This is a genomic window from Microbacterium sp. Y355 (genome assembly GCF_059445345.1).
The window spans coordinates 371,064-394,732 of sequence record NZ_JCAIUD010000002.1 but is presented as its reverse complement, the minus strand read 5'-3'; the positions used below and the strand labels follow the sequence as shown (position 1 = coordinate 394,732).

Sequence of the window (23,669 nt, the reverse complement as noted above, 5' to 3'; positions counted from 1 at the left end):
CCCTGGGTCAATCAGTCGACAGTGGGCTGCTCGACCTCGATGCCCGAGGAACCGAGGTTCTCGTCGAAGATCGCCTGCCAGATGTCGCCACCATCGGTGAAGAGTGTGTTGATGTGCTCCTGAAGCACGGTGTCTCCCTTGGTGAGGCCAACACCGTAGCGCTCCTCCGTGAAGAGATCGCCGACGACCTTGATCTCATCCGGGTACTGCGCGGCATAGCCGATCAGGATGGCCTGGTCTGTTGTGACAGCGTCGACCTTGCCGTTGAGGAGATCCTCGACACACGCGGAATACAGGTCGTACTCCTGCGTCTTGATGTCCGGGAAGTTCGCCTTGATGTTCTGGATCGGCGTTGAGCCGGTAGCAGAACAGACGGTCTTGCCACTCAGATCCTCGAGCGTCTCGATGCCTTCGGTGTCGGTCGCGACGAGGAGGCCCTGTCCGGTGATGAAGTATGGGCCAGCGAAGTCAATGAGCTCTTTGCGCTTGTCGTTGATCGAGTAGGTACCGACGTAGTAGTCGATGTCACCGTTCACGATCGACTGCTCGCGGTTCGCCGAGGCGATCGGCTTGAACTCGATCTGCTCCTCATCAAAGCCGAGTGATGCCGCGATCCAGCGGGCGATGTCGATGTCGAAACCACTTCGCTCGCCAGTCGTGACATCGAGGAACCCGAGCCCAGGCTGGTCTTCCTTCACTCCCACGACCACGCCGTCCCGCTCGACCATCGCGTCGAAGGTGGGGCTGCCCTCGAGCGTCACATCGGTTGCCACCTCGAACCAGGTCGATGGCTCTTCGCCGGCGTCTCCATCAGCGTCGCCGCCACCGGGCGTGCTGGGTGTGCCGCTGTTACAGGCAGTCAGTGCGAGCAGTGCAACTGCCGCGATTCCGATTCCTGCCAATGTCCGTGTGCGTCGCATGAGCGTCTCCTTGTGTGCTGTGTGTGCGGAAAAGGTCAGTGGGTGAGGAGCTTGGACAGAAAGTCCTTCGCGCGGTCACTCTTCGGGTGCAGGAAGAATTCCTCGGGAGTCGCCTCTTCGACGATCTGTCCGTCCGCCATGAAGACCACTCTGTTGGCGGCCTTGCGCGCGAAGCCCATCTCGTGCGTGACGACGATCATCGTCATGCCGTCCTTCGCGAGGCCGACCATGACGTCGAGCACCTCGTTGATCATCTCGGGGTCGAGGGCGCTCGTGGGCTCATCGAAGAGCATCACCTTCGGGCGCATCGCCAGTGCCCTGGCGATCGCAACACGCTGCTGCTGCCCGCCTGACAGCTGGGCAGGAAGCTTCGAAGCCTGTTGTGCAACGCCGACGCGCTCGAGAAGCTGCATTGCTTCCTTGTCGGCATCCGCCTTCTTGAGACCTCGCACCTTGATCGGGCCCAGCGTCACGTTCTCGAGGATCGTGAGGTGCGCGAACAGGTTGAACGATTGGAAGACCATGCCGACGTCGGCACGAAGGTTCGCAAGTCCCTTGCCCTCTGCAGGAAGCGGCTTGCCGTCGATGCTGATCGTGCCGCTCGTGATCGTCTCGAGGCGATTGATCGTACGGCAGAGCGTCGACTTACCAGAGCCGGACGGCCCGATCACGACCACGACCTCGCCCTTGTTGACGGTGAGGTTGATATCGGTCAGCGCCTGGAACTCGCCGTAATGCTTTTGAACGTTATCCACCACGACAAGGGGTGCACCAGTCTCGGTCATGTCCCCACACTAGGAGTACAGAGGCGTGGGAACCAGCATCCATGTCGGCGGGTTATCGAGTTGTAACCGACACGAAACAACCCGCGAGGAGAAGTAGGACTGTCAGTGACCGTCCGCGGCCCGCTGGGCGAAGGCACTTTCGTACAGGCAGACGCTCGCGGCGGTCGCGAGATTGAGTGACTCTGCGCGGCCGAAGATCGGCAGTTTGAGCACGTGATCTGCCAACTCCAGAGCGGATTCCTCAAGACCATGGGCCTCGTTACCGAACAGCCAGGCCGTGGGCTGGGCGAGCACGCCATCAGCGCGTGCCTGCAGCAGGTCATCGCCCTTCACGTCGGCCGCTAAAACCAAGAGCCCCGCCGCATGAGCGCGCTGCACGACGTCTTCAAGTGCACCGCCGACCGAGATCGGCAGGTGAAACAGTGACCCGGTAGTAGCGCGCACGACCTTGGGATTGTATGGGTCGACCGTGCGGCCGGTCAGCACCACAGCATCCGCTCCCGCGGCATCCGCGGCGCGAATGATCGTGCCGAGGTTTCCGGGGTCTCGTATTTCCTCGCAGATCGCGACGAGACGGGGGGATGCCGCGAACACGTCGCGCACAGACGTCGGGGTCTGCTGTACGACAGCGACCACCCCCTGAGGCGTGACGGTGTCAGCCATGGCGTTGAGCACGTACTCGGTGACGTACTCGACCTCGACGTTGTGCTCGGCGGCAGCAGCACGCAGATCAGGGTGTTTCTCCCATCCGTTGTGCGTCGCGAAGAGTTCGATGATCGACTCGGGTTGGTACGCAAGAGCCTCACGAACGGCCTGCGGCCCTTCCAGAAGGAAAAGTCCAGTTTCCGTACGCGCGCCGCGCTTGGTCAGCTTCGCGACGGCTCGTACACGGGGGGACCGGGGATTCTCGAGCACGCTCCCAGTTTAGGGACACCGGACCGCTCACGCGCACACTGCCAGCGGCCAGTCTTCGTTCGGCTACCACGCAGGCTGCCGGATTAGAGTTTCCGCGTGTCACCTGCCGCTCAACGCTCGTCGATGCGGCGCTGTCTCATCGTCGCGTCGGCCGCTGTGCTGACTCTTTGCACGGGTCTCCTCGTGCATCGGTTCGGCACCGGCATCCGAGGCGACATCGTGGGCGACGCACTGTACGCCGTGCTGATCTACCTCGTTCTCGCCCTGCTGATGCCCCGTGTCGCGAAAACCGTGCCCGCAGCGCTCGCGATCATCTTCTGCACCAGCATTGAACTCCTGCAGCTCACGGCCGTGCCGTCAACCATCGCCGAGGATTTCCCACCGGCCGTGCTCGTGTTCGGAGCATCCTTCGATCATCGCGACCTCCTTGTGTACGCGTTCGCCGTCATCGCGGTGATGTTGTTGGATATCGCCATCTCGCGCATCGCAGGCCGCAGCGCACGCCGTCAGACGCGCTGATAACGCAGAAACGGGCGCTTCCCCTGAGGGAAGCGCCCGTTTCGTGAAAGATGCTTACGCAGCCGACCTCGGAGCGTTGACATCCGAAGGCAGAGCCTTCTTGGCCGTCTCGACGAGCGAGACGAACGTGGCCGGCTCGTTCACCGCGAGCTCAGCGAGCATGCGACGGTCCACCTGGACGCCAGCAAGACCGAGGCCCTGGATGAAACGGTTGTACGTCATGCCGTTCTGGCGAGCAGCGGCGTTGATGCGCTGGATCCAGAGACGGCGGAAGTCGCCCTTGCGCTTGCGGCGGTCGCGGTACGAGTAGACCAGGGAGTGAATAACCTGCTCTTTGGCCTTGCGGTAGAGGCGCGAACGCTGACCGCGGTAGCCGGAGGCGCGCTCAAGGATGACGCGACGCTTCTTGTGGGCGTTTACCGCCCGCTTGACTCTTGCCATTTTCCTGTGTTCCTATTCCTGCGATCGGACGCGTCAGCGGCCGAGAAGCTTCTTCGCGGTCTTGGTGTCAGCCTTCGACAGCAGCTGGTCCTGGTTCAGGCGACGGGTGCGACGGCTCGACTTGTGCTCGAGGTTGTGGCGCATCCCGGCCTGCTGCTTCTTCAGCTTGCCGCTGCCGGTGATCTTGAAGCGCTTCTTAGCACCCGAGTGGGTCTTCTGCTTCGGCATCTTCTCTTCCTTCGTATGGCGCCTTCTCAGGCGACGGTGTCAAACCCGCGGTGCGGGAGCGTGGGGGCGGGAATTACTCCGCGGTTGCTTCAGCCGGCTCATCCGTCTCATGGGCGGAATGCTTGTTGGCGGCGCGCTGCGCGTCGCGCTGCGCGTTCTGCTCGGCCTTCGCGTCGGACTTGTTCTTCAGTGGTGCCACAACCATGACCATGTTGCGACCGTCAATTGTCGGGTTTGACTCGACAGTGCCGAGTTCGGCGACGTCCTCAGCGAACTTGCGGAGCAGTCGAACACCCTGCTCAGGTCGCTGCTGCTCGCGGCCGCGGAACAGAATCATGGCCTTGACCTTGTCTCCGGCCTTGAGGAAGCCCTCAGCGCGCTTGAGCTTGGTCGTGTAGTCGTGAGCTTCGATCTTCAGTCGGAAACGGACTTCCTTGAGGATCGTGTTCGCCTGGTTGCGACGAGCTTCCTTCGCCTTCTGGGCGGCCTCGTACTTGAACTTGCCAAAATCCATGATCTTGACCACGGGTGGCTTCGAGTTGGGGGCAACCTCGACGAGGTCAAGATCGGCTTCCTGCGCAAGGCGCAGCGCTGCCTCGATGCGGACGACGCCGATTTGTTCACCCGCGGGGCCGACGAGGCGGACCTCGGGGACGCGAATGCGCTCATTAGTACGGGGATCGCTGATGCGGAACTCCTTAGACGATGGGATCAAGCCACCGCGACGCAGTCTGCGTCACGGGCGAAATCAGAATCGTCTCCCACCCACCGGCATTCAGACGCCGGCTCTGCACCCTTAACATCAGACTGTGTCCGATCTGCCGACGTGAGCCGGTGGAGTGCAAGACCCGGTAGCCTGGAACGGCAAGCGCGGGTGGGAAGTGAATCCTCTTTCGTTTCAGAGCGTACAGCTCTGAAGCCCGACAAAGTCTAACAGAAGGCAAGGCATAGTGACGATTCCGGTTCAGAGTGATGGCCACGACGAGCGCCACGAGCGCTGGCAGCAACAGGAAGACGCCGCAGCAGCGGCCACCCGAGACATTGCGGATGTGCCCGCCATCGAGGTGATCACCACCGCGGCCGTGCACCTCATGAGTGCAGCAGCAGTCAAAACCGGCCTCGCAGATGACCCGGACCACGAACTCGACCTCGACGAGGCCCGCAAGCTGATCAACGCCCTCGCCGGGCTCATCACCGCCGGTGCCCCGGAGATCAGCGACATGCACGCCCGCTCGCTGCGCGACGGACTGCGCTCACTGCAGCTCGCATTCCGCGAAGCATCCGTCATCCCCGACCCGATCGGCAAGGGACCAGGCGAGAAGTGGACCGGACCGGTCAACTAGTCCTCGGTTGGCTCCGCCGGAGCGCTATGCGCTGCGGCGGAGCTTGACGGTCAACGAGTCGGCAAGGACGGCGATGCGATCGTCGGCGGCCCAGCGTTGTGCGAGGCGTGCCAGCACTGCATCCAGAACTTCGCGCTCGAGCCCATCGATGAGCTCGAGGATCACGATCAGCTCGGCGCCGTGTAGCCGCGCTTCGGGGTCTCCTGGCGCCACCGCAACATCGATCACCGCAAGCTCGTGGGCGATGCTCTCCTGAAGCCCGGTGAACACCTCGGGTGACAGAAAACTCGGCTCCCAGTCGTGCCCCTGCGCGATGGCCCACACAGCGGGGCGACGGATCACGAACTCGGTCTCCGACGTCGGGTCCAAGACGATGAGATCGGTCTGCTCCGATGACGCAGCCAAAGCCGCGCGTACTGCCTCGACCGGGATCGGCCGCGCCGTGGCATCCCACTTCTGCATTGCGGTGACAGACGAGAACACCGGCTGCACCGTCCGACCGTCAGGGGCGGCGACCGTCACGATCGACAGCTCCTGCGTTTTGTCTACGGCGAGGCCGCTGGGCGCGACACCCTCTTCGCCCTTCTCAGCGATGAGGGGAATCAGAACCCTTGCCGAGCGGAACGCGTCAATGACCTCGGTCTGACTGCCCTCTCCCGCGCGAAAGCGCAGCAGGGCTGAGAGCAGTGCGGGGTCGGCGGAGCCGTCGTCCCCTGCGCGCGAGTTCGACTCGAAGCTACGGCCTTCCCACGGGACGCCCGCTGAATCGCCGGCTCCACCTAGAGGCGCTGAAGCACCTGCTCCGTCTGGAGACGTTGAATCGCCGCCGTCGTGCTCGCCGGCGTCGTCAGTCCCCTGCGACATCCAGTGCCTCTGCCAGCGTGAACGCGCCGGCGTAGAGCGCCTTGCCCACGATCGCACCCTCGACACCGAGGTGCACGAGTTCGCGGAGAGCGGCGATGTCATCGAGGCTGGAAACGCCACCGGAGGCGACAACGGGCTTCGGGGTACGCGAGGTGACTTCGCGCAGAAGTTCGAGGTTCGGGCCGCGCAGCGTGCCGTCCTTCGTGACGTCGGTGACGACGTAGCGACTGCAGCCTGCGTCTTCGAGGCGCTCGAGCACCTCCCAGAGGTCTCCGCCTTCCTTGGTCCAGCCGCGTGCGGCGAGCGTGGTGCCGCGCACGTCCAATCCGACAGCGACCGCCTCGCCGTAACGACCGATCACATCGGCTGCCCACTCTGGGTTCTCTAGTGCGGCCGTGCCGAGGTTGATGCGAGTCGCCCCGCTCTCCAGCGCCGCCTCGATGCTGGCGTCATCGCGGATACCGCCGGACAGCTCGATGTTCACGCCGCGGAACTGCTTGATGACCTTGCGAATGATCGCGGTGTTGTTTCCACGACCGAAGGCGGCATCAAGGTCGACAAGGTGGATCCACTCGGCACCCTGATCAACCCACTCACCCGCTGCATCCAGCGGATCGCCGTAGCTGGTCTCAGTGCCGGCCTCGCCCTGCGTCAGACGGACGGCCTTGCCACCGGCAACGTCGACTGCGGGAAGAAGTGTGAGCTTGGGTGTGGACGCGAAGTCGTTCATGTCATCCTCGGGTGGGGCGAAGGGCGCCGTAGACGGGCACGAGAACTGAGGGTACCCCGCGGTCGGGCGCTCCTCAAATGCGAGTCGACTCATATGGCGACGTGGCGTGGCGTCCCGGTCGACAGAGAAGAACATCAGGTCGGGACGCTAGGCTCACAGGAAATGTCTGATTCACCTGAATTCGCCACGCCCACGCGCGCAGAGATCGCGCGAGCGAACGGCGGCGAGCATCCAGTCATCCAGTCGGTTCCGCTGTTGGGTTCTGCCGTTCCGTCGGCTCCATCACGGCGCCGTCCAGACGCAGACGCGGACGCAGACTCGATGCCGCAGTATCGCAGGAACGGCAATATCGCCGACCAAATCGACGCGCCCGCTCCGGAAGCAGAGCAGTCCTCGCGAAAGCAGCAGCGCGAGGCACGCGAACGGCAATCGTTCCTGCAGACCGATCGACCGGAAGAACCCGCTCGCCAGGGCGCCCGCGGCACCTTGAACAAGCTGGGCCTCAAATTGTCCCCCAGCGCGGCCGAGCAGTCGTCGCGAGACGATGAGCTGTCGGTGAGTCAGCACTGGCCGGGTCCGCGGACGATCGCGGTGGTCAACGGCAAGGGCGGAGCGGGCAAGACTCCGACGACAATCCTCCTCTCCGCGGTGTTTGCACGCTACGGCGGCGCTGGTGTTCTCGCCTGGGACAACAACCAGACGCGCGGAACGCTCGGCTGGCGGACCGAGGCCGGCGCGCATGATCGCACACTGCTGGAGATGCTGCCCGAAGCGGAGCGACTGCTCGGCACCGGAGCACAGTCGGCAGATCTGGCGCACTTCGTGCACCACCAGCCCCGCGAGAAGTATGACGTTCTGCGTTCCAAGCCGATCAGGCTTGCGCACGAGAACCGCCTGAACCCCGAGGACGTGGATGCTATCCACGCCGTGGCCGCGAAGTTCTATCGGCTGATCATCATCGACTCAGGCAACGACGAGTCCGATCCCATGTGGCTCCGAATGATCGATCGCGCCGATCAGATCGTCGTCGCGACGACGACCCGCGACGATCACGCCGAAGCAGGAGCATTGCTGCTCGAGGCTCTCGAAGACCGCGATGAGCGCTCGGCGAAGCTCGCCGAGCAGTCGGTGGTCGTGGTTTCGCAGGCAGATCCGAAGGCGACGGCGGCGGATGTGAATCATGTCGTCGACGGGTACCAATCACTCGCTCGCGACGTCGTCACTATCCCCTTCGACCACGAAATGGTAGATGGCCATCTCCACTATGGAGGACTGGCCAAGCACACTCAGCGCGCCTGGCTCGCGGCCGCTGCATCGGTCGCCCGCGGATTCTGAGTCGGACCTAAGTCCGGCGTTCGACGGCGCGGGCGCGTCAGAGGCTCTGAACCCAGTTCTTCAGCAGGCGGATCCCGGCATCGCCGGACTTCTCCGGATGGAACTGCGTAGCCGACAGTGGACCGTTTTCCACGGCCGCGAGGAATGGATTCCCGTACGTCGTCCAGGTCAGTTTCGGCTTTGGGAACGGCGGGATGACATCAAGCTCCCAGTGCTGCGCGGCGAACGAGTGCACGAAGTAGAAACGTTCATCTTCGATGCCGTCGAAGAGCACGCTGCCCTCGTCTGGTGTGACCGTGTTCCAGCCCATGTGCGGCAGTACCGGCGCGTCGAGTTCTGTCACGGTTCCTGGCCACTCGCCGAGGCCTTCGACATTCTGTCCGCGCTCGACACCGTGAGAGAACAGCACCTGCATGCCGACGCATACGCCGAGCACCGGTCGCCCACCGGACAACCGTCGATCGATGATCTGGTCACCACCCTTGGCGATCAATGCCTCGCGTACAGCAGCGAACGCACCGACACCGGGCACGAACAGCCCGTCTGCTTCGTACGCCTCTGTGCGATCGCCAGTGAGCTTCGCGTCGGCGCCCGCAGCGATCAGTGCTTTGACCGCAGAGTGGACGTTGCCGGACCCGTAGTCGTAGACCGCGACAGTGGGAGTGCGGGTCACAGCGCGCCCTTAGTGGATGGGATGCCAATCACCAGAGGGTCAAGAGCCTTGGCCTGGCGGAACGCTCTCGCAAAGGCCTTGAACTCTGCCTCGGCGATGTGGTGTGGGTCGCGGCCGCCCAATACACGCACGTGCACGGTGAGCGCGGCGTTGAAGGTGATCGCCTCGAAGACGTGGCGAACGAGCGAGCCAGTAAAGTGCCCGCCGATGAGGTGGTGTTCAAACCCTGCGGGCTCACCAGTGTGCACAAGGTACGGACGACCGCTGATGTCGACCACTGCTTGCGCGAGCGCCTCATCGAGCGGCACCAGGGCATCACCGTAGCGAGAGATCCCGGCCTTGTCGCCGAGTGCCTCGCCGATCGCCTGGCCGAGCACGATCGAGATGTCTTCCACAGTGTGGTGAGCATCGATGTTTGTGTCACCCGAGGCACGCACGGTCAGGTCGGTGAGCGAGTGCTTCGCGAAAGCCGTCAGCATGTGGTCGAAGAACGGCACCGAGGTATCGATGTGACTCTGCCCAGTGCCGTCGAGGTTCACCTGGAGTTCAACTGTCGACTCAGATGTGCTGCGGGTACGGGTCGCGGTACGAGAAGCGCTCATGAATCTGATTCTATCGAGGCCAGCGCATCGAGGAATGCCGTGGTCTCGGACTCAGTACCGGCCGTGACCCGCAGGTGGTTCGGGATTCCGACATCGCGCACCAGAACCCCGCGATCATACAGAGCCTGGAAGGTGGCCTGCGGATCAGCCACTCCCCCGAATAGAACGAAGTTCGACCACGATTCGTGTGGCAGGTAACCGAGCGCCTCCAGCGTCGCTGTGATGCGATCGCGCTGCTCGACGATGTCGTCGACCATCGCCAGCATCGTGGACGAGTTGCGGAGAGCCGCGACGGCCGCAGCCTGCGTGAGCGCACTCAAGTGGTACGGCAGACGCACCAGCCGCAGCGCATCGATAAACGCTGGGTCTGCTGCGAGGTAGCCGACCCTGGCACCCGCGAACGCAAACGCTTTACTCATCGTGCGCGACACCGCGAGACGCGGACGCCCCTCGAGGAGAGTCAAAGCAGAGACGGCGTCTCGTGGGGCGAACTCCCAGTAGGCCTCATCGACAACCACGACACCCGGTGCAGCTTCGTAGACGGCCTCGATGACATCGATGCCGAGCGGAGTGCCCGTCGGGTTGTTCGGCCTACACAGCATGACGACATCGGGGGCTGCCTCCCTGACCTGGGCAGCAGCGTCATCGGCAGTGATCGTGTAGTCGGGCTGACGAGCGCCGACCTGCCACCGTGCGCCCGTGCCCTGCGCAAGAAGCGGGTACATCGAGTAGGTGGGAGCAAACCCGTAGGCGGTGCGCCCTGGGCCTGCGAATGCCTGCAGGATGTGCTGCAGCACCTCGTTGGATCCGTTGCCCGCCCAGATCTGCGATGCGTCGAGACCGTGCCCGAGATAGCGGGCGAAGCCTTCGCGGAGGGCAGTGAACTCACGGTCGGGGTATCGGTTCACATCGCGCAGTGCGACGGCGATGTCATCGAGTATGTCGCTGGCCACCTCGTCCGGAACGGGATGAGTATTCTCATTCACGTTCAGCGCGACAGGAAGTGGAACCTGCGGAGCGCCATAGGGGGTAAGCCCACGAAGATCGTCGCGGAGGGGTAAGTCGCCAAGTGAAGAAGTCACCCTCCCCATGTTAACGGTGAGATCAGTTGCTGTACTGCGCAGGAATGGCCAACTGCTGGCCGACCTGGAGCGAACCGTTGCTGAGGACATTGAGTCGCTCGATATCACCAATCACGGTGCGCGGGTCAGTCGACGGTGCGAGCGACTCTGCGATCGACCACAGCGTGTCACCAGGCAGGACCGTCACGGTGTCGAAGGTTACCGTGCTCGCCGATTCGCCCGATGCGATGGCAGAGCCGCCGCTGATTGCTGCGAAGCCGATACCCGCAGCCAGCGGGAGTGCCGCGACGGCAAGCAACACGCGACGCCCACGAGTTGTCATTCGCAGCCGCGTCATTCGAGGCCGCGTGGTGCCAGTCGAAACAGCGGCGCCTGCGGTGATGCTGATGGTGCTCATGGGATTCTCCTCTGCGTCTTTGGCGTAGCGTTCGCATTCACCACTCGGCCGGGAGCAGTGAATGCGAAGCTACGTACCGAATGTATCTTCGAATTCGAACATCTGTCAAGAATTATTCGAAACCGAACCGCTGAAATCGCCGACACGCTCGAACAGATCTTCCTAATCAAGGTGTTTCTCGGATACGGTTTCGATAGACACACCTCATCACGGACCTCAGACATTCGAAGAGCCGCACCGGAATCGCGTACAAAGGAGCACCCATGAGCGACATCTCCGCACCCGACCCAGAGGCTCCGCGCACTCGCCGGCGTAAAAGCCTCAGCCCGAAGCAGATGGCGATTCTCGAGGTCATTCAGACTTCCATCGCCACGCACGGCTACCCGCCGAGCATGCGCGAGATCGGCGATGCCGTGAACCTCAAGTCGCTATCGAGCGTGACGCATCAGCTGGGTCAGCTCGAGCTCAGCGGTTATCTACGACGCGATCCTGGCAAGACACGTGCAATGGAGGTGCTGATCGATCTGCCGGGCTCCAGCGGTGAGAACCCTGCCGATTCCAGCACTCCCGTGGGCGACGCAGCCATGGTGCCGTTGGTCGGTCAGATCGCAGCCGGCGTCCCGATCACGGCGGAGCAGCAGGTCGAAGAGATCTTCCCTCTCCCCCGTCAACTCGTCGGCAAGGGCGATCTGTTCATGCTCAAGGTCACTGGCGAGTCGATGATCGACGCGGCGATCTGCGACGGCGACTGGGTCGTCATCCGTACGCAGAACACCGCAGAAAACGGTGAGATCGTAGCGGCGATGCTTGATGGCGAAGCCACGGTGAAGACGTTCCGCCAGCGCGATGGCCACACCTGGCTGCTGCCTCGCAACTCCGCCTTCGAGCCCATCCTCGGCGATGACGCCACGGTGCTCGGCAAGGTCGTTGCTGTGCTGCGGGCTGTCTGACCGAACACCTATACATACGTACGCACATCGAGAACACAGAAACCGTCCTTCCTATGCTTCGGGAAGGACGGTTTGTGCGTTCTCGGCGGCGCCCAGCGCCGAGAACGGAGCGCGCAGCGCCGCCAGAGGGTCAGACCGTTACTGAGATGTCTTCGCGCACGCGACGGGTGGCCTCGACGATGTTGCGCAGCGACTCTGTGGTCTCGTCGTAGCCGCGGGTCTTCAGCCCGCAGTCCGGGTTCACCCAGAGCTGACGCGTCGGGATCTCATCGACTGCGCGACGTAGAAGCGACTCGATCTCCTCGACCGTGGGAACGCGCGGGGAGTGGATGTCGTAGACGCCAGGTCCGATGCCGTGGTCGAAGCCGACCTCTGCGATGTCCGTTACGACGTCCATGCGGCTACGCGCTGCCTCGATCGAGGTCACGTCGGCATCCAGTGCACGGATCGCGTCGATGACGACGCCGAACTCCGAGTAACACAGGTGGGTGTGCACCTGCGTTGCGGCTGCCGCTCCACCCGTCGACAGGCGGAAGGAACCCACCGACCACTCCAGGTACGCAGGCTGGTCGGCCTTCTTCAGCGGCAGCAACTCGCGCAGCGCGGGCTCGTCGACCTGGATGATGGCGATGCCGGCAGCCTCGAGATCCGTGATCTCATCGCGCAACGCGAGGGCGACCTGGTTCGCCGTCTCTCCCAGCGGCTGGTCATCACGCACGAACGACCACGCGAGGATCGTCACGGGCCCAGTGAGCATGCCCTTCATGTGCTTGGCGGTCTTGGACTGCGCGTAGGTCGACCATCCGACCGTGATCGGAGCAGGACGTGAGACATCGCCCCACAGGATCGACGGGCGCGTGGCGCGCGAGCCGTATGACTGCACCCAGCCGTTCTCCGTCACCGAGAAGCCGTCGAGGTTCTCGGCGAAGTACTGCACCATGTCGTTGCGCTCGGGTTCGCCGTGCACGAGCACATCAAGACCCAGATCTTCTTGCAGTTCGATGACGGTGTCCACCTCGCGGCGAAGGAACTCGTCGTAGTCATCCTGCGACAGCTCGCCACGAATGTACTGAGCGCGGGCACGGCGGATGTCGCCGGTCTGCGGGAATGAGCCGATCGTGGTGAGCGGCAACGCCGGCAGTCCGAGTGCCGTTTCCTGAGCCGCTTCACGCTCGGCATACGAGACGCGCGAAAAATCGTCGTCGGCAAGTGCACGCGAGCGCACAGAACCATCACGCACACCTGGTGCGTTGCTGCGGTCGGCGAGTGCCGCGGATGCCGCATCCAGCTCTGCCTGGATCGCCTTACGGCCCGAGCCGAGGCCACGAGCAAGGGCGACGACCTGCTCGACCTTCTGGTCGGCGAATGCGAGCCAGCTGGCGAGGCGCTCGTCGAGCTTCGACTCGTCGGTCACGTCGTGTGGGACGTGCAGCAGCGAGGTAGAGGTGGATGCCGCGACCTGAGCCGCACCGAGCGACCCCAGCGCCTCCAGCGTTTCGAACGCGGCGGCGAGGTCGCCGCGCCAAATGTTGTGACCGTCGATCACTCCGCCGACGAGCACCTTGTCGGAAAGCCCCTCGACCGCCGTCGGGACGCTGCCGCGCACGAGGTCGACCGCGATGGCCTCGATGGGAGCCGCGGCCAGCACGGCGAACGTGGCGTCCAACGACGCGTACGGAGCCGCAACGAGGATTGACGGACGCTCAGTCGCACCACCGATGATTGCCAGCGCGCGTGCCGCGGCATCCGCCAACTGCTCAGCGGACGCGGGAAGTGACTCGCTGACGAGCGCCGGCTCATCCAGCTGCACCCACTCTGCGCCGGCGGCCTTCAGACGAGCAAGCAGCTCGACGTACACGGGGACAAGGTCATCGAGACGCGACAGCGGGTCGAAGCCCTCGGGCGCGGCATCCGATGCCTTCGCCAGCGCCAGCAGGGTGACAGGGCCGACGACGACGGGGCGCGTGACGAACCCGGCGGCGACAGCCTCTTCGACCTGACGCACGACGCGGTCGCTGGACAGCGAGAACGTCGTCTCAGGGCCGATCTCGGGAACGAGGTAGTGGTAGTTCGAGTCGAACCACTTGGTCATCTCGAGCGCGGCGCGCTCGCCCTCGCCGCGCGCGATGGTGAAGTACGCCGGTAGCCCGATCGAGCCGTCCGCCTCGCGAAGGTTGTCGAAGCGGGTGGGGATTGCGCCGACAGTGACGGCGGCATCGTGCACCTGGTCGTAGTACGAGAACGACTCCGGGATCGCCGAATCGGTGCGGCCGAGGCCGAGGGATGCGAGGCGCTCACGGCTCGCTGCACGCAGTTCGGCAGCAGTCTGCTCCAGCGCTGCGAGGTCTGAGCGGCCGGCCCAGAACGCCTCGACGGCCTTCTTCAGCTCGCGGCGGCGGCCGATGCGCGGGTAGCCGAGGATAGTCCCCTGGGGGAATGCGGTCATGATGTTTCCTTTCGGGGAGGGATCTAGTGACGCAGGGCAGGAAGAACGCCTGCCTCGGCGAGAACGGTGAGAACGGTTTCGTGTTGGTTGAACGCGTACAAATGCACTCCTGGTGCGCCGCCGGCCACCACCTCGCGGGTCAGACGTGATGCCCACTGGGTGCCGATTTCGCGACGACCTTCGGCCGTCGGCTCGACCTCCAGCGCGATCGAAAGTTCGCTGGGCAGGTCTTCGCCGGTGAGCTCGAGCACACGGCCCAGACGGGCGGGCGAGGTGATCGGCATGATGCCAGGAAGGATCGGAATCGTGACTCCAGCGGCCCGCGCACGCTCGACAAACGCGAGGTAGTCGTCGGCGTGGAAGAACAGCTGTGTGATCGCGAAAGTCGCCCCGGCGGCCTGTTTGGCAAGCAACGCCTCGACGTCCTGCGTGCGGTGGGCAGAGCGTGGATGCCCCTTGGGAAAGGCAGCCACCGCGATGTTGACATCGCGCCCCCGGGTGACGCGAGCGGCCCCTGGAAAACCAGGAATCGGCGTCTCCTCATACGGAGCACGCTCGGCCTGCACACGGCCAATCAGCTGTACGAGCTGCGCGGAGCTCTCCAGATCGCCGAGGAAGGTTTCCGGCTGACCGGTGGGTGGGTCACCGCGAAGGGCGAGGAAGCTGAGGATGCCAGCATCCAAGAATTCACGAATGAGCGCAGCCGCACCCGCATAGGTATTGCCGACGCATGTCAGGTGCGCGAGCGGCTCGACGTCGGTGTACTCGCGGATGAAGCGCAGCACGTCGAGTGAGCGTCCACCAGTGGAGCCGCCGGCGCCGTACGTGACGGAGATGAATTCAGGCCCCGCCGCCGCTAGCTGACGGACAGTCTCGCGCAGCGCCTCGTCGCTCGAAGCCGAACGCGGCGGGTAGAGCTCGAAGGAGAAAGGGACACGTGGGGTCCCGAGCGTCAAAGACTCGGAAGACATCATTCTCCTGGGGTGACAGAGTGGGCAGGGCAGCCGCGGACGACCCCAGACACTGGATCGTTCGCGGGCGGGTGCCGGGCTCGGCTGTCGCTCCACGTCCGGATAAACCGGCCGTTTCCAGAAACTTATGGCACTGATGCCACCTCGCGCACAGTGTGTGACGCCGTGTGTCAGAACGTCACCGCATAGGGTCGAAGCATGCAGCCGTACGGTACCTGGCCTTCTCCATTTCACGCAGTCGATATCGCCTCATCCGCGCCCCGTATAGACGGTGCGCGGTTCGTCGGCGATGAGATCTGGTGGGGCGAGTCGGTGCCGGCCGAAGGTGGGCGTGTCACAGTGCGCAGCTCGAACGGCAACGTGCTGCTGCCTGAGCCATGGAACGCTCGTTCGCGGGTGCACGAGTACGGTGGCGGCGCATGGACCGCGGACACCGACGGCACGTTGTTCTTCGTCGATGCGAACGACCAGAGGGTGTACCGGATGCTCCGGGGCGGCTCGCCGCAGCCACTCACGCCCGTTGGGCCGAACGGCATTGGCCCGAACCACGGCGGCCTACGACTGCAGCACGGTCGCCTCTTCGCGGTGCGCGAGGACCTCACCGACGATCGGCACCGCCGCGCGATCGTCGAGATCCCGACCGACGGCAGCGACGTTCAGCAGATCATTGCGACCTCCGGGTTCGTCGCACATCCTGCCCTCTCCCCCGACGGCACGCGCATCGCATGGGTGCAGTGGAGCGACCACCACATGCCATGGCAGCTGGCCCAGTTGCACGTCGCCCAACTCGGCGGCGACACGTTTGCCAGCACCCCCACACGCGCCGCACTGCAACCCGAATGGATCAGCGACACCGAACTCACCTACGCCGATGATCCCACCGGACGCTGGCAATTGCAGCGGATCTCCCTCGACGGTCTGGAGCGCACCTCCGGCCCAGACTCCATCGCGCCGGCCGATGCCGACACAGGGTACGGATTGTGGGTGCTGGGCAATCGCTGGTACCAACCGCTGTCGGACGGCCGTATCGTCGCCGTGCGCACTAACGGCTCAGATGAGATCGTCCTGATCGAGCCCGATGGATCGGAGAAGCGCCTCGATGTGCCGGCTACCGCGCACGTGAGCGTCGACGATACCGCAGGCGTCCGTGTGCTGCTTTCCGGTGGGGGCGCGGGCGTCAATGCCGGGCTGTGGTGCGTGGATGTCGATTCCGGCGCGGTCGAACGCGTCCGCGGAGGCATACCTGTCGATGAAGAATGGATGCCTCCGGCCACGCGTGTCACATTCGATGGGGCCAACGGACCTGTGCACGCATTCGACTATCCGCCGGCGAACCCGAACGCCGATGCACCCGCTGGCGAACTGCCGCCGTACATCGTGTTCGTGCATGGCGGCCCCACCGCGCACGTGTCAGGCGGAGCATCCACCGCCATCGCGTACTACACGAGCCGAGGGATCGGCGTGCTGGATGTGAACTACGGCGGCTCCACCGGCTACGGCCGCGCCTACCGCGAGCGCCTCGACGGGCAGTGGGGCATCGCCGAGGTCGACGACGTGCTCGCCGCCGCGCGTGGCCTTGCCGAGGCTGGCAAGGCCGACCCTGCGCGCATCGCGATCCGCGGTGGCTCGGCGGGCGGATGGACGGTGCTCTCAGCGCTCGTGCGCGGTGGCGTGTTCGCCGCCGGAATCAGCCGCTATGGCGTCACCGATCTGCGGATGCTCGCACAGGACACCCACGACTTCGAGAAGTACTACCTCGACGGCCTGGTGGGCCCGCTACCCGAGGCCGAGCAGGTGTACATCGAGCGCTCGCCACTCACTCATGTCGATGACATTGACGTGCCGGTGCTGCTGTTGCAGGGTGCGAACGATCGCGTCGTTCCGCCGTCGCAGTCCGAGGCGATCCGCGATGCTCTCGCTGCCCGCGGCGTCGACCACGAGTACGTGCTGTACCCAGGAGAAGGACACGGCTTCCGGCGCGCAGAAACCATCATCGACGCCCTGGAGCGTGAACTGACGTTCCTCGGCAGGGTGTTCGGGTTCGACCCGAAGCTGTAGGGCTACTCGCCCGTGCGGTTGCGCAGCCGCATTGCGCGCTCTGCCTCGCGAGTGTCCTGACGCTCGCGCAGGGTCTGACGCTTGTCAAACTCGCGCTTGCCCTTGGCCAGCGCGATCTCGACCTTGGCGCGGCCATCCAAGAAGTACAGCTTCATGGGGACGAGCGTGTAGCCGCCGGCGGAGACCGCGTGTTCCAGCTTGTCGATCTCGTCGCGGTGCATCAGCAGCTTGCGGATGCGCTTGGCGGAGTGGTTCGTCCAGTGGCCCTGCGAGTACTCCGGAATGTGCACGGAATCGAGGAAGAGCTCATGGCCTTTGATGAAGGCGTAGCCGTCGGAGAGGTTCGCACGACCCTGCCGGAGCGACTTCACTTCGGTGCCGGAGAGCACCATTCCCGCCTCGTACGACTTTTCGATGTTGTAGTCGTGACGTGCGCGACGATTGGTCGCGATGACCTTCTCCCCGCGTTCCCTGGGCATGATGGTTCCTCTTCTTTCGGTGGCCAGCTCTTTCTGTGGCCAGCCCCTCAGCCTATATCAGGTGCGCAGCCAACGACGGATCGCGAAGCCCGCCGAGAGCGCGGCCAACAGCACGCCGATGCCGATGAGCACCGGCACCACGAGCACGGCATCCTGCATCGACACCCATGTCGTGATGAAAGGCACACGACCCTTCAGATAGCCGTTCACGCCGAAATGCATTCCGGCGATGACTGCGGCGCTGGCAAGAGCCGACCCGAGGAAGGCCGCGAACACGCCCTCCAGGATGAACGGCGTCTGGATGAACCTGTTCGATGCGCCCACCAGCCGCATGATCCCGATCTCTTTGCGGCGCGCATAGGCAGAAAGACGAATCGTTGTCGCAATGAGCAAGATGGCAGCAATCAGCATCAGCACCGCGATACCCACCGCAATATAGGTCGCGACAGTGAGTGCCGAGAACAGCGGATCGAGGTACTGCAGCTGGTCACGCACCTCTTCGACGCCGTTGATTCCTGCGAACGCCTCGACGATCACTTGCGATTGGCTGGGGTCCTTGAGAGTGATGTAGAAGCTCTCCGACATCTGCTCCTCGGTGAGCACGCTCGCCTGCTCTTCGCCGAGCAGTTCAGTGAGGTTGGCATACGCCTCGGCCTTGTCTTCGAAGCGCACGCTACTGATGAGCGCCCCGAGAGCATCGCCGGCCAGTTCAATGCGCACCTGGTTGACCTGCTCTTCAGTGGCGGCGCCATCCAGGCAGGTCTCCTGACCGCCCGAGACCGGCGAGCACATCGAGACCGAGACCTGCGCACGCTCGGTCCAGTACCCGCGCATCGTACTGATCTGACCTTGCATGAGGATCGCTGCGCCGACGAACGTCAGCGAGACGAAGGTCACGAGCACGACGGAGATCACCATCGAGATGTTGCGCCTCAGGCCCCCGAGGGCCTCCATGAGGATAAGTCCCACTCTCACGAGGTCGGCCCTACTTCCTCGTCATCGTCGGTATCCGACAGGCCAAGGCGGTCGGCGACGCCGAGCTCGGCGACGTCAACTTCCGGCAGCACGATCGGGTGCGTCCGCTGGCCGACCTGGGCCGGGGCTGGCGTTTCTGGGGCCTGCGTCTGGGCAGGAACATCCTGAGGGGCGACTGCCGGAGCGTTGCCTGCTGCCCTCATCGACGCGATCAATTCGGCGGTGAGGGGTTCAAGCCCCTCGGTCTCGCGCTGTACCTCCTGCATCGCGGTGCGCGCAGCGGTCGTCGCTGCGCCGCGCTGCTCCTCAGGGCCCAGCTGCGGAATCATCGAGCGGTCGCCGTAGCCACCGCGCACCTCGTCGCGCACCATCTCACCGTCGCGGAGCTCGATCACGCGGCGCTGCATCTGATCAACGAACGCTGCCTCGTGCGTGGCCATCACGACCGTGGTGCCGCCGGCGTTGATCCGAGCGAGCAGCTGCATGATGTCGACCGAGGTCGCAGGGTCAAGGTTTCCGGTCGGTTCATCCGCAAGCAGAATCTGCGGACGGTTGACCAGCGCACGAGCGATCGCCACGCGCTGCTGCTCACCGCCGGACAGCTCATGAGGCATCCGCTTCTCTTTGCCTTCAAGCCCGACCAGGGCGAGTGCTTCCGGCACTGCTTGGTGGATGAATCCACGCGACGACCCAGTGACCTGCAGGGTAAAGGCAACGTTCTGGAACACCGTCTTGGACGAGAGCAGACGGAAGTCTTGGAAGACCGAGCCGATGTGACGACGGAAGTACGGCACCTTGCCGTTCGCAAGCGAACGCAGGTCGCGTCCGAGGACCGCGACACGGCCGGTGGTGGGGACATCCTCACGCAAGATGAGTCTGAGACAGGTGGATTTACCCGAACCTGATGCTCCGACAAGGAAGATGAATTCGCCCCGCTGGACTTCGAAGTCGACCCCGGCAAGGGCCGGTCGCTTCGTCCCGCGGTAGCGCTTAGTGACGTTCTCGAACCGAATCATGGCGTTACGAGCCTAAGCGCGCGTTCCTGCCTGACAGCGAGCGACACCCGGTGCGGGTCAGTCGTCGTCGTCCCTGCGCTTGCGCCATCGGATGCCAGCCGAGATGAAGCCATCGAGATCCCCATCGAAAACCGCTGCGGGGTTGCCCGATTCGTGGCCGGTGCGCAGATCTTTGACGAGCTGCTGACCGTAGAGGAAGTACGAGCGCATCTGGTCGCCCCAACTCGCCGTGATGTTGCCGGCGAGTTCTTTCTTCTTGGCTGCTTCCTGCGCCTTCTGCAACAGCAGGAGTCTGGTCTGCAGCACGCGCATTGCTGCGGCGCGGTTCTGGATCTGCGACTTCTCGTTCTGCATCGACACGACAATGCCGGTGGGAAGGTGGGTCAGGCGCACGGCCGAGTCGGTCGTGTTGACCGACTGTCCACCAGGACCGGACGAGCGGAACACATCCACCCGGATGTCATTCTCGGGAATCTCGACCGCGGTGGCCTCCTCCATCAGAGGGATGACCTCGACCGCGGCGAAGCTGGTCTGGCGCTTGTCGGCAGAGCCGAACGGGCTGATGCGTGCGAGTCGGTGCGTGCCAGCCTCAACCGACAGCGTGCCGAAGGCGTAGGGAGCCGTGATCTCGAAGGTGGCGGACTTGATGCCTGCACCCTCCGCGTAGGAAGTGTCCATGACCTTGGCGGGGTAATTGTGCTGCTCGGCCCAGCGCAGGTACATGCGCATGAGCATCTCGGCGAAGTCGGTGGCGTCGTCGCCGCCGGCGCCGGAGCGGATGGTGATGATCGCGTTGCGCTCGTCATATTCGCCGTCGAGCAGCGTCTGCACCTCGAGCTGACTGATGACCGCGCTCAGTGCCTCAAGCTCACGCTGGGCCTCCTGAGCGGAGTCTTCGTCTTCCATCTCGTTGGCGAGCTCCACCAGCACTTCGAGATCATCGAGGCGACTGCCAATGCCGGTGATGCGAGCAAGCTCGGACTGTCGGTGGCTGAGTGCGCTGGTGACCTTCTGCGCGTGCTCGGTGTCTTCCCAGAGGTCGGGTGCGCCCGCTTCCTCACTGAGGCGGACGATATCCTCGCGGATTCGGTTGACATCGACGACCTCGCTGATGTCACTGAAGGTGTGCTTGAGCGCCTGAATTTCGGCGGCGATATCGAGTTCGAGCATGGCACCTCAGCCTATCGTGCGTGGTTACCCTGATATGTGCATATCTCTGTGAGCCGTTTTGCCGCCGTCGGCGTGGCCCTTGTCGTGGCATCCACTCTCGTCTCGTGCGCGGCATCCACTCCCGATGCGCAGGGCGCTGCGCGAGCATCTCTTCCCGACGGCGTCGCGTTCGATTACCAGCTCGGTGGAGGGTATCCACCAGCGGAAGGTGTCGGGATCATCGTGCGCGACCGCACAGATGAGCCGCAGCCTGGCGTCTATTCAATTTGCTATATCAACGCCTTCCAGACGCAGCCTGGAGAGCTCTCGGACTGGCCCGATCAGAGCGTGCTGATGGATGCCGATGGGCAGCCGGTGCGGGATCCGGACTGGCCGGATGAGGCCCTTCTGGACATCTCCTCCGCTACTGCGCAGGACGTGATCGCCGCGCGGGTCGGCGAGTGGATCCGCGGCTGCGCATCTGACGGGTTCGACGCGGTGGAGCTGGACAACCTCGACTCGTTCACCCGATCCGACGGGGCCCTGTCGGCCGAGGATGCGTCCGCTCTCGCCGGCCGGATCGTTGTCATTGCACACGAAGCCGATCTCGCGGTGGGCCAGAAGAACGCCGCCGAGCACACCCAGATGTTCCGCAAGGAGAGCGGCTTCGACTTCGCCATCAGTGAAGAGTGCGCTGCTTACCGCGAGTGCGCGGCGTATACGGACGTCTACGGCACCGCAGTGTTGAACGTCGAGTACACCGACACGCTCCCCCGCACTTTTCAGGAGATGTGCGCCGACGTGGAGACGCCGACGACGATACTGCGCGACCGCGACCTCACCACCCCCACCGACGACACGTACGTGCGCGAAATCTGCTGAACCGCGAGCAGAGTAGCGTGGCACCGTGAGCAGCGCGTCGTCAGTCCTGAAGCAGTTCGGGCCGATGGTGTACCTGCCCACCATTCTGTTCTCGCTCGGCGAGGGCGCCGTACTCCCGCTGATTCCGATCATCGCCGCGAGCATGGGTGCCGATGTCGCCTTCGCTGCCCTTGTCGCCTCGGCGCTCGTCGTCGGCCAACTGTGCGGGAATCTGCCGGCCGGGTGGGCCGTGGCCCGCATCGGCGAGCGCTACACGATGGTGATCGCCGGCCTCATCGCGATGGTCGCCGTACTCGGGATGCTCCTTGCCCCGGCCCTCGGAGTGTTCGCGGCATCCGTGTTCGTACTCGGATTCTGCGCTGCGGCATTCGGCCTCGCACGACACGCGTTCATGACGACGCGCGTTCCAATCGCGTTCCGCGCCCGTGCGCTATCGCTGCTCGGCGGCAGTTTCCGCCTTGGCATCTTCATCGGGCCGTTCGTCACCGCAGCCCTCCTGCAGGTTTTCGGACGCGAGCAGGCGTCGATCTGGTTCTTCCTCGCGTGCTTACTCGGCATGGTCGTGCTCGTGACTTTCGGGCCCGACCCGGAGAAAACGATCCCTCCGGTGCGCGCTGCCTCATCCTTCACCATCTCGGAGGACACCGGCGAGGCGGTGACCGGATCGATCCTGACACTGGAACGGGCCGGGATCTTCCGTACCATGTGGCACTACCGTGGGGTGCTTGGCCGTCTCGGACTGGCGGCAGCATCACTGTCGGCGGTGCGCTCCGCTCGACAGGTGGTGCTGCCGCTGTGGGGCCTCTCACTCGGGCTTGACGCGCAGACGATCGCCCTCGTCGTTGGCATCTCTGGCGCGATCGATTTCGCGCTGTTCTATGCCAGCGGGCAGGTGATGGATCGTTTCGGCAGGCTGTGGGCGGCGATGCCAGCGATGGTGCTGATGGGCGCAGGCTTCCTCGCACTCTCCTTCACTCACGATGGTGATACCGCCGTTCTGTGGTTCGGGATGCTCGCCGCGGTGCTCGGTGTCGGAAATGGCCTCTCTAGCGGCATCCTGTTGACGCTCGGCGCCGATATCGCACCGCAGCAGGAGCCGGCCACATTCCTCGGCTCGTGGCGAACATTGACGGATGCCGGCGGCGCAGTCGCTCCGCTCATCGTGGCGGGCGTGACTGCCATCGCCTCGTTGTCGTTCGCGAGCGGGGTCATGGGCATCGTCGGACTTCTCGGCGCGCTCGGATTCATCCGCTGGATTCCCCGCTTCAGTCCGCGACGACCAGACGCCCGTTAACGCCCGTTGTCGTCAGCGGTCCCGAGAATTGAGGAGAATCCCGCCTCGAGAGAACCTGCGAGCGTGAGCGAGTCGCCGAGGTAGCCGTTGACCATGGCGCCGTCGCGAAGGATCATGAGCTGATTCGCCACGGAACCGGCATCGCGCACGCCCGACTGGTCCGCGATCCCGGCGAAGAAATCAATCATCCAGCCTCGGTGCGCATCGACGGCGAGGCGAACCGGATCCTGAGGGTCGGGATACTCCGCGGCCGCATTGATGAACGCGCATCCGCGGAAACCCGGGCTGCAACTGGCTGCACCGATGCCGGCAGCGATCGTGCGCGCCGTGGCGAGCGGGTCCCCCTCGTTGACCGTGCTTCTCATCCAAGCCTGCTCGGCAGCCGACTGCTGCTCGAGGTAGGCGACGATGAGGTCGCTCTTCGTGCGGAAATGTCGATAGAAGGTGACCTTGGTGATGCCGACCTGCTCGATGATCCGGTCGGCGCTCGTCGCGCGGATGCCGTGGTTGTAGAACAGCTCGTTGGCAGCGTCGAGAATCCGCTGTCGTGTGCTCGCACCCTTCGATGACTTCGCCGCGGGGGTGGTTATCTCATCTTGCACTTCGGGCTCCGGT

At 64.2% G+C, this 23,669-nt stretch carries 26 protein-coding genes; 7 read left to right on the top strand and 19 right to left on the bottom strand.

What is annotated here, in order from left to right:
* Window positions 1-11 precede the first annotated feature (11 nt).
* The 3 genes from AC1C2O_RS18940 to AC1C2O_RS18930 form a co-directional block, all read right to left on the bottom strand.
* Window positions 12-920, bottom strand: coding sequence for a glutamate ABC transporter substrate-binding protein (locus AC1C2O_RS18940; protein ID WP_495432124.1), 909 nt, complete (start codon window positions 918-920; stop codon window positions 12-14).
* Window positions 921-955: 35 nt separating this feature from the next.
* A complete protein-coding gene (locus AC1C2O_RS18935; RefSeq protein ID WP_495432123.1) occupies window positions 956-1,705 on the bottom strand; it encodes an amino acid ABC transporter ATP-binding protein in 750 nt (249 codons plus the stop codon).
* Window positions 1,706-1,807: 102 nt separating this feature from the next.
* Complete coding sequence (locus tag AC1C2O_RS18930) at window positions 1,808-2,620, bottom strand: TrmH family RNA methyltransferase (RefSeq protein ID WP_495432122.1); 813 nt, start codon at window positions 2,618-2,620, stop codon at window positions 1,808-1,810.
* 96 nt (window positions 2,621-2,716) lie between these two features.
* On the opposite strand from AC1C2O_RS18930, the gene AC1C2O_RS18925 reads away from it, so the two are divergent.
* A complete protein-coding gene (locus AC1C2O_RS18925; RefSeq protein WP_495432121.1) occupies window positions 2,717-3,139 on the top strand; it encodes a ribosomal maturation YjgA family protein in 423 nt (140 codons plus the stop codon).
* Window positions 3,140-3,193: 54 nt separating this feature from the next.
* Here the strand turns inward: AC1C2O_RS18925 and rplT are convergent, their stop codons facing one another.
* From rplT to infC, 3 genes are all read right to left on the bottom strand, one after another.
* Window positions 3,194-3,580 (bottom strand): 50S ribosomal protein L20, encoded by a 387-nt coding sequence (gene rplT, locus AC1C2O_RS18920; RefSeq protein ID WP_495432120.1) that lies wholly within the window; start codon window positions 3,578-3,580, stop codon window positions 3,194-3,196.
* A 33-nt stretch (window positions 3,581-3,613) separates the two neighbouring features.
* Window positions 3,614-3,808 carry a 50S ribosomal protein L35 gene (gene rpmI / locus AC1C2O_RS18915; protein WP_439280486.1) on the bottom strand — a complete coding sequence of 65 codons (195 nt, stop codon included), beginning with the start codon at window positions 3,806-3,808 and terminating at the stop codon, window positions 3,614-3,616.
* Window positions 3,809-3,881: 73 nt separating this feature from the next.
* The gene (infC, locus tag AC1C2O_RS18910) at window positions 3,882-4,523 is read right to left on the bottom strand and encodes a translation initiation factor IF-3 (RefSeq protein ID WP_495432119.1); all 642 of its coding nucleotides are present in this window, start codon (window positions 4,521-4,523) and stop codon (window positions 3,882-3,884) included.
* 241 nt (window positions 4,524-4,764) lie between these two features.
* Between infC and AC1C2O_RS18905 the strand changes: the two genes are divergently transcribed.
* Window positions 4,765-5,151: a DUF1844 domain-containing protein gene (locus AC1C2O_RS18905; RefSeq protein WP_495432183.1), complete on the top strand. Its 387-nt coding sequence runs from the start codon at window positions 4,765-4,767 to the stop codon at window positions 5,149-5,151.
* A gap of 24 nt (window positions 5,152-5,175) precedes the next feature.
* On the opposite strand, the gene AC1C2O_RS18900 is transcribed toward AC1C2O_RS18905, so the two are convergent.
* Window positions 5,176-6,015 carry an SseB family protein gene (locus AC1C2O_RS18900; RefSeq protein WP_495432118.1) on the bottom strand — a complete coding sequence of 280 codons (840 nt, stop codon included), beginning with the start codon at window positions 6,013-6,015 and terminating at the stop codon, window positions 5,176-5,178.
* Window positions 5,999-6,745, bottom strand: a complete 747-nt coding sequence (gene priA, locus AC1C2O_RS18895) for a bifunctional 1-(5-phosphoribosyl)-5-((5-phosphoribosylamino)methylideneamino)imidazole-4-carboxamide isomerase/phosphoribosylanthranilate isomerase PriA (protein ID WP_495432117.1) — start codon at window positions 6,743-6,745, stop codon at window positions 5,999-6,001. The genes AC1C2O_RS18900 and priA overlap by 17 nt, the downstream gene beginning before the upstream one ends.
* A gap of 162 nt (window positions 6,746-6,907) precedes the next feature.
* Here priA and AC1C2O_RS18890 point away from each other — a divergent pair, with 162 nt between their 5' ends.
* Window positions 6,908-8,080, top strand: a complete 1,173-nt coding sequence (locus AC1C2O_RS18890; RefSeq protein ID WP_495432115.1) for a MinD/ParA family ATP-binding protein — start codon at window positions 6,908-6,910, stop codon at window positions 8,078-8,080.
* Window positions 8,081-8,117: 37 nt separating this feature from the next.
* On the opposite strand, the gene hisH is transcribed toward AC1C2O_RS18890, so the two are convergent.
* From hisH to AC1C2O_RS18870, 4 genes are read right to left on the bottom strand one after another with little or no spacing between them, the layout of a single operon-like run.
* Window positions 8,118-8,753: an imidazole glycerol phosphate synthase subunit HisH gene (gene hisH / locus AC1C2O_RS18885; protein ID WP_495432113.1), complete on the bottom strand. Its 636-nt coding sequence runs from the start codon at window positions 8,751-8,753 to the stop codon at window positions 8,118-8,120.
* Window positions 8,750-9,355, bottom strand: a complete 606-nt coding sequence (gene hisB, locus AC1C2O_RS18880; RefSeq protein WP_495432111.1) for an imidazoleglycerol-phosphate dehydratase HisB — start codon at window positions 9,353-9,355, stop codon at window positions 8,750-8,752. Before hisB ends, hisH begins: the two co-directional genes overlap by 4 nt.
* Entirely contained in the window at window positions 9,352-10,446 is a 1,095-nt protein-coding gene (locus AC1C2O_RS18875; RefSeq protein WP_495432110.1) for a histidinol-phosphate transaminase, read from the bottom strand. Before AC1C2O_RS18875 ends, hisB begins: the two co-directional genes overlap by 4 nt.
* Window positions 10,447-10,459: 13 nt before the next feature.
* The gene (locus AC1C2O_RS18870; protein ID WP_495432109.1) at window positions 10,460-10,834 is read right to left on the bottom strand and encodes a LysM peptidoglycan-binding domain-containing protein; all 375 of its coding nucleotides are present in this window, start codon (window positions 10,832-10,834) and stop codon (window positions 10,460-10,462) included.
* A gap of 263 nt (window positions 10,835-11,097) precedes the next feature.
* Between AC1C2O_RS18870 and lexA the strand changes: the two genes are divergently transcribed.
* Complete coding sequence (gene lexA / locus AC1C2O_RS18865) at window positions 11,098-11,784, top strand: transcriptional repressor LexA (protein ID WP_495432108.1); 687 nt, start codon at window positions 11,098-11,100, stop codon at window positions 11,782-11,784.
* A gap of 130 nt (window positions 11,785-11,914) precedes the next feature.
* On the opposite strand, the gene metE is transcribed toward lexA, so the two are convergent.
* Both metE and AC1C2O_RS18855 read right to left on the bottom strand, forming a co-directional pair.
* On the bottom strand, window positions 11,915-14,230 hold the full coding sequence (metE, locus tag AC1C2O_RS18860; protein ID WP_495432107.1) for a 5-methyltetrahydropteroyltriglutamate--homocysteine S-methyltransferase: 2,316 nt from the start codon (window positions 14,228-14,230) through the stop codon (window positions 11,915-11,917).
* Between the two features lie 23 nt (window positions 14,231-14,253).
* On the bottom strand, window positions 14,254-15,201 hold the full coding sequence (locus AC1C2O_RS18855) for a methylenetetrahydrofolate reductase (RefSeq protein WP_495432106.1): 948 nt from the start codon (window positions 15,199-15,201) through the stop codon (window positions 14,254-14,256).
* Window positions 15,202-15,399: 198 nt separating this feature from the next.
* On the opposite strand from AC1C2O_RS18855, the gene AC1C2O_RS18850 reads away from it, so the two are divergent.
* On the top strand, window positions 15,400-17,259 hold the full coding sequence (locus AC1C2O_RS18850; protein WP_495432105.1) for a S9 family peptidase: 1,860 nt from the start codon (window positions 15,400-15,402) through the stop codon (window positions 17,257-17,259).
* Between the two features lie 2 nt (window positions 17,260-17,261).
* On the opposite strand, the gene smpB is transcribed toward AC1C2O_RS18850, so the two are convergent.
* From smpB to prfB, 4 genes are read right to left on the bottom strand one after another with little or no spacing between them, the layout of a single operon-like run.
* Window positions 17,262-17,738: an SsrA-binding protein SmpB gene (gene smpB, locus AC1C2O_RS18845; protein WP_495432104.1), complete on the bottom strand. Its 477-nt coding sequence runs from the start codon at window positions 17,736-17,738 to the stop codon at window positions 17,262-17,264.
* Window positions 17,739-17,795: 57 nt separating this feature from the next.
* A complete protein-coding gene (ftsX, locus tag AC1C2O_RS18840) occupies window positions 17,796-18,713 on the bottom strand; it encodes a permease-like cell division protein FtsX (protein WP_495432103.1) in 918 nt (305 codons plus the stop codon).
* Window positions 18,710-19,729, bottom strand: coding sequence for a cell division ATP-binding protein FtsE (ftsE, locus tag AC1C2O_RS18835; protein ID WP_495432102.1), 1,020 nt, complete (start codon window positions 19,727-19,729; stop codon window positions 18,710-18,712). Before ftsE ends, ftsX begins: the two co-directional genes overlap by 4 nt.
* Window positions 19,730-19,786: 57 nt before the next feature.
* Window positions 19,787-20,899 (bottom strand): peptide chain release factor 2, encoded by a 1,113-nt coding sequence (prfB, locus tag AC1C2O_RS18830; RefSeq protein WP_495432101.1) that lies wholly within the window; start codon window positions 20,897-20,899, stop codon window positions 19,787-19,789.
* Between the two features lie 48 nt (window positions 20,900-20,947).
* On the opposite strand from prfB, the gene AC1C2O_RS18825 reads away from it, so the two are divergent.
* Both AC1C2O_RS18825 and AC1C2O_RS18820 read left to right on the top strand, forming a co-directional pair.
* Window positions 20,948-21,760 carry an endo alpha-1,4 polygalactosaminidase gene (locus AC1C2O_RS18825; protein WP_495432100.1) on the top strand — a complete coding sequence of 271 codons (813 nt, stop codon included), beginning with the start codon at window positions 20,948-20,950 and terminating at the stop codon, window positions 21,758-21,760.
* 64 nt (window positions 21,761-21,824) lie between these two features.
* Window positions 21,825-23,054, top strand: a complete 1,230-nt coding sequence (locus tag AC1C2O_RS18820) for an MFS transporter (RefSeq protein ID WP_495432181.1) — start codon at window positions 21,825-21,827, stop codon at window positions 23,052-23,054.
* Here AC1C2O_RS18820 and AC1C2O_RS18815 read toward each other — a convergent pair.
* Window positions 23,051-23,656, bottom strand: coding sequence for a TetR/AcrR family transcriptional regulator (locus AC1C2O_RS18815; RefSeq protein ID WP_495432099.1), 606 nt, complete (start codon window positions 23,654-23,656; stop codon window positions 23,051-23,053). The two genes, AC1C2O_RS18820 and AC1C2O_RS18815, sit on opposite strands and share 4 nt — an antisense overlap.
* Between the last annotated feature and the right edge of the window lie 13 nt (window positions 23,657-23,669).

Excerpts from the sequence above, each read along its gene's own strand:
- AC1C2O_RS18820 (WP_495432181.1), top strand. The coding sequence starts at position 21,825 with ATGGTGTACCTGCCCACCATTCTGTTCTCGCTCGGCGAGGGCGCCGTA.
- rpmI (WP_439280486.1), bottom strand. The coding sequence starts at position 3,808 with ATGCCGAAGCAGAAGACCCACTCGGGTGCTAAGAAGCGCTTCAAGATC.
- prfB (WP_495432101.1), bottom strand. The coding sequence starts at position 20,899 with ATGCTCGAACTCGATATCGCCGCCGAAATTCAGGCGCTCAAGCACACC.
- AC1C2O_RS18935 (WP_495432123.1), bottom strand. The coding sequence starts at position 1,705 with ATGACCGAGACTGGTGCACCCCTTGTCGTGGTGGATAACGTTCAAAAG.
- rplT (WP_495432120.1), bottom strand. The coding sequence starts at position 3,580 with ATGGCAAGAGTCAAGCGGGCGGTAAACGCCCACAAGAAGCGTCGCGTC.
- AC1C2O_RS18875 (WP_495432110.1), bottom strand. The coding sequence starts at position 10,446 with ATGGGGAGGGTGACTTCTTCACTTGGCGACTTACCCCTCCGCGACGAT.
- AC1C2O_RS18855 (WP_495432106.1), bottom strand. The coding sequence starts at position 15,201 with ATGTCTTCCGAGTCTTTGACGCTCGGGACCCCACGTGTCCCTTTCTCC.
- AC1C2O_RS18890 (WP_495432115.1), top strand. The coding sequence starts at position 6,908 with ATGTCTGATTCACCTGAATTCGCCACGCCCACGCGCGCAGAGATCGCG.
- AC1C2O_RS18940 (WP_495432124.1), bottom strand. The coding sequence starts at position 920 with ATGCGACGCACACGGACATTGGCAGGAATCGGAATCGCGGCAGTTGCA.
- AC1C2O_RS18850 (WP_495432105.1), top strand. The coding sequence starts at position 15,400 with ATGCAGCCGTACGGTACCTGGCCTTCTCCATTTCACGCAGTCGATATC.
- hisB (WP_495432111.1), bottom strand. The coding sequence starts at position 9,355 with ATGAGCGCTTCTCGTACCGCGACCCGTACCCGCAGCACATCTGAGTCG.
- ftsE (WP_495432102.1), bottom strand. The coding sequence starts at position 19,729 with ATGATTCGGTTCGAGAACGTCACTAAGCGCTACCGCGGGACGAAGCGA.
- lexA (WP_495432108.1), top strand. The coding sequence starts at position 11,098 with ATGAGCGACATCTCCGCACCCGACCCAGAGGCTCCGCGCACTCGCCGG.
- metE (WP_495432107.1), bottom strand. The coding sequence starts at position 14,230 with ATGACCGCATTCCCCCAGGGGACTATCCTCGGCTACCCGCGCATCGGC.
- AC1C2O_RS18900 (WP_495432118.1), bottom strand. The coding sequence starts at position 6,015 with ATGTCGCAGGGGACTGACGACGCCGGCGAGCACGACGGCGGCGATTCA.
- priA (WP_495432117.1), bottom strand. The coding sequence starts at position 6,745 with ATGAACGACTTCGCGTCCACACCCAAGCTCACACTTCTTCCCGCAGTC.
- smpB (WP_495432104.1), bottom strand. The coding sequence starts at position 17,738 with ATGCCCAGGGAACGCGGGGAGAAGGTCATCGCGACCAATCGTCGCGCA.
- AC1C2O_RS18870 (WP_495432109.1), bottom strand. The coding sequence starts at position 10,834 with ATGAGCACCATCAGCATCACCGCAGGCGCCGCTGTTTCGACTGGCACC.